Source organism: Halomonas sp. 3D7M (genome assembly GCF_014897885.1).
Lineage (GTDB): Bacteria > Pseudomonadota > Gammaproteobacteria > Pseudomonadales > Halomonadaceae > Vreelandella.
On sequence record NZ_JABUZF010000035.1, the window covers coordinates 23,415 to 27,361 of the forward strand.

Here is a 3,947-nt window from a genome sequence, read left to right on the forward strand (position 1 = left end):
AGCGTATTGGCTCAGGTCCGGCCTCAAGTAGAAGCGCTTGAATTGCCACCCGGTTATCGGCTTGAGTGGGGCGGTGAATTTGAGACCGCCGGTGAAGCCCAGAGCGGCCTGTTTGCATCGTTGCCACTTGGCTTGGTGATGATGTTTATTATCACGGTGGTGTTGTTTAACAATTTCCGTCAGCCGCTGGCGATCTGGTTTTTGGTGCCGTTGACCATTGTCGGCGTAGTGGCCGCGTTACTGCTAACCGGGCTGCCTTTCTCGTTTATGGCGCTGCTGGGCACGCTGAGTTTGATTGGGATGGTGATCAAGAATGCCATTGTTCTGGTAGAAGAGATCAATGTGCAACTGCCGTTGCACAAAGATCGCTATCACGCCGTGGTGCGCGCCGCCATTAGCCGCGTGCGACCCGTTTCAATGGCTGCGCTAACCACCATGCTGGGGCTGATACCGCTGATTAGTGATGCATTCTTCGCCAGCATGGCGGTCGCGCTGATTGGTGGGCTTGGTGTTGCCACGCTGCTCACCCTTATCGTGCTACCGGTGATCTATTGCGTGCTTTACCAGATCAAGATTCATGAGGATTCATCGAGCACTTAATTCAGCGCAGCAGCGACCTCTTCAACTTGTAGCGCTAAGCTTTGTAGGCCGCCACCGGAGAGGTACCACAGAGCCGGGGTTAGCATCACTAGCTGGGGGGTAGTACCTGCCTCGGCTAGTGTTTGGCGCAGTTGGTCGGCATCCGCAGGTTCATCGCCAATGGCGGCGCTGCGATCAATGACCAGCACAACGTCTGGTTTGATGTCGGCAATGGCATCAGCAGAAAGCGGTGTAAAGGTGCGTTCACCACGGGTTTCTGAGGTCACACTCTCCGGCATGTTGAGCGCTTCCACGCCTAGCACATCGTGAACGACGGGATGTTGGTTAAGCATCAGGTTGCCGCCGTTGTGAGTGACGACCAGTGTCCTGGGGGCATTGCTGAGTGCTTCGCGTAGCGCATCAATCTCTGTATGGAGCGTTGCAAGTGCCCCGTCAGCTTCACTTTCCGCCCCTAATTGGCTGGCTAGCTCACGCACGTTGTCGTCAAAAGCGGCGAGATAGTTATCGCCTTGCAAACTGGTGTTAAGTAGCGGTGCAATATCGCCAAGCTCTTCTTCCCAATCGCCCTGGCGGCCAGTGTAAAGAATCAGGCTAGGTTCGCTAGCGCTGATGGCCTTCATGTCCGGTGAGCGTAGGCCACCAATATCGCTATAACGGTCGCTAGCGTATTGCTCTAGGTAGGCGGGCAGGCTCTGCTTGGGGACGCCAACCACCTGCTCGCTTAAGCCCAGCGCATCTAACGTATCTAGACTGCCTAAGTCGAAGGTGGCGAGGCGCTGCTCGGCATGGGCGCTTGCGCTAACGGCTGAAAACAGCACGGCTGTGGCGAATGTAGTAGCGAACAAGGTAGGCTTCATCGTAGTTCCTTTTATGAGAAAATATTTTATATGCGATAGTTTCTCATAGTCTCAAGGGAAGAGACGCTATGTCGCCTTCTTATAGCGGAACAAGCTGTTGCGCAAAGCGTGACCGCCCTCACAGAGGAGGGCGGTGCTATGAAGACTAGGTTGTGATGAGGCGTTTATAGGACAAGTTTATGAAGCGACACGGAAGGGGTTGCGAGGGTCGTTGTCCCAGGCTAGGAATGGTTTGCCGGTTTCTTGAGGCACCATGGTGATGCAATTCTCCACTGGGCAGGTGATTTGGCATAAGTTACAGCCAACGCACTCGTCTTCGATTACCTCGTAACGGCGTGCGCCATCTTGCTCGGTGAGCTTGGCAATCGATTGGTGGGAGGTATCCTCGCAAGCGATATAGCAGCGACCGCACTCAATGCACAGGTCCTGATCAATCTTGGCAATGGTTTTAAAGTTGATGTCCAGATGTTTCCAGTCGGTGGTTTGTGGCACGGCTTTGCGCGAGAACGATTCAATAGAGTCGTAGCCTTTTTCTGCCATCCAGCGTGAAAGGCCATCCTTCATCTCTTCTACAATGCGAAAACCGTTGAGCATTGCAGCGGTACATACCTGCACGCTGCCTGCTCCCAGGGTGATAAATTCTGCCGCATCCCGCCAGGTGGAAATACCGCCGATACCGGAAATCGGCAGCGTTGGCGTTGCCGGGTCGCGGGCAATCTCTGCCACCATATTCATCGCGATAGGCTTCACGGCGCTGCCGCAGTAGCCACCGTGGGTACTCTGGTGGCCTACCGTGGGTTTGGCGACCATATTGTCCAGGTCGATACTGGTGATCGAGTTGATGGTGTTGATCAGCGATACCGCATCGGCGCCACCCCGTAGCGCGGCCTGGGCACCCACTCGAATATCGGTAATGTTGGGGGTGAGTTTTACAATCACCGGTTTGGAGTAGTGCTTCTTACACCAGTAGGCAACTTTTTCGATCAGATCGGGATTTTGGCCGACCGCCGCCCCCATACCGCGTTCCGGCATGCCATGAGGGCAGCCTAGGTTGAGCTCGATGCCATCTGCGCCCGTTGCTTCCACGAGTGGCAAAATATAGGCCCAGGCTTCTTCATTACAGGGCACCATGATAGAGACAATCAGCGCTCGGTCGGGCCAGTCTTTTTTCACCTGGGTAATTTCTTGAAGATTGATCTCCAACGAGCGATCGGTAATGAGCTCGATATTGTTGAAGCCGATCACCTCGCGGTTTTTGCCATAGTGAGCAGAGTAACGTGAAGAGACGTTCACCGCAGGTGGCTCTTCGCCAAGGGTTTTCCAGACGACGCCGCCCCAACCCGCGTCATAGGCGCGTACTACGTTATAGGCTTTATCGGTGGGGGGGGCAGAGGCTAGCCAGAACGGGTTCGGGGCTTTGATGCCCGCAAAGTTCACCGACAGGTCAATGCCGTTCACCACGCTATCGCCGCTGTTTTTGTTACCCGGTGGTGTGAAAGGAAGTGTGTTCATGCGGCCTCCTGCTTGGCGGCAAGCGCTTGGTGAATGGCATGGGCAGCCAGTTTGCCGTGTTGAACGGCTTGAACGGTGAGATCTTGGCCGGAGTTGACGCAGTCGCCACCCGCGTAAACATTGGGCATTGAGGTGCGGAAGAATGCATCAACTTGGATACGTTCGCCGTCGCGGGCAAGCTCTCTGGCGGCTTCATCCGTCAGGCTAGCGCTATCAAAGCCTTGGCCAATCGCCTTGAAGATGGCATCGGCGGCAAGGTCGAATGTTTCACCAGTGGGTGTTAACTGACCAGCCTGATCGTGGGTCTTGGCAAAACGCATACCCGCCACGCACCCTTGGTCATCCAATAAAATTTCGTCTGGCTGGGCCCACGTCACCATGCGTACGCCGTTAGCTTTGGCAATTTCTTGCTCATGATCGGTAGCAGACATCGCCTCTGTGCCGCGGCGGTAGACCAGTGTTACCTCTGTTGCGCCAAGCCGGGCCATTTGAGTCGCCATATCAATGGCGGTATTGCCTGCGCCGATCACAATGCAGCGCTTGGCGACAGGTAAGCTCTCTAGGTCTTTGGTTTGGCGCAGGGTTTTAATGTAGTCAACGGCGGGCATCAAGCCGGGAGCATCATCTCCAGTGAGCCCTAGGGCACGGCTGGCACCAAGACCTAAACCGAGGAAAACGCTATCAAACTGCTGGTGCAGCGCCGCAAGCGACAAATTATCACCGAGGCGCTGGCCGTACTGAAGCGCAATGCCGCCTATTTCTAGTAGAAACTCCACTTCTTTACGGGCGAAATCATCGGTCATCTTATAGCGGGCGATACCGTACTCATTCAGCCCGCCTGGTTTTTGTTCGGCCTCAAAAATGGTCACTTGATGGCCTAGCATCGCCAAGCGATGGGCACAGGAAAGGCCGGCGGGCCCCGCGCCTACCACGGCGATATGGCGGCCGCTGTTAGCCGCCCGCTTGAACGGGTGGCTT

Annotated in this window: 4 protein-coding genes; 1 reads left to right on the forward strand and 3 read right to left on the reverse strand. The window is 55.4% G+C overall.

Annotated elements, in window-relative coordinates; genetic code table 11:
* Positions 1–600: efflux RND transporter permease subunit (locus INT22_RS20135; protein WP_226912307.1), on the forward strand; the 600-nt coding region annotated here is incomplete at its 5' end.
* Here the strand turns inward: INT22_RS20135 and INT22_RS00845 are convergent.
* The 3 genes from INT22_RS00845 to INT22_RS00855 form a co-directional block, all read right to left on the reverse strand.
* The gene (locus tag INT22_RS00845; RefSeq protein WP_193060052.1) at positions 597–1,457 is read right to left on the reverse strand and encodes an ABC transporter substrate-binding protein; all 861 of its coding nucleotides are present in this window, start codon (positions 1,455–1,457) and stop codon (positions 597–599) included. The genes INT22_RS20135 and INT22_RS00845 overlap by 4 nt on opposite strands.
* A gap of 177 nt (positions 1,458–1,634) precedes the next feature.
* Entirely contained in the window at positions 1,635–2,969 is a 1,335-nt protein-coding gene (preA, locus tag INT22_RS00850) for an NAD-dependent dihydropyrimidine dehydrogenase subunit PreA (RefSeq protein WP_226912308.1), read from the reverse strand.
* Positions 2,966–3,947, reverse strand: a 982-nt coding sequence (locus INT22_RS00855) for an FAD-dependent oxidoreductase (protein WP_193067501.1), incomplete at its 5' end; no start/stop codon positions are given. The genes preA and INT22_RS00855, both read right to left, overlap by 4 nt.

Coding starts and splice junctions, on each gene's coding strand:
- INT22_RS00845 (WP_193060052.1), bottom strand. CDS start 1,457: ATGAAGCCTACCTTGTTCGCTACTACATTCGCCACAGCCGTGCTGTTT.
- preA (WP_226912308.1), bottom strand. CDS start 2,969: ATGAACACACTTCCTTTCACACCACCGGGTAACAAAAACAGCGGCGAT.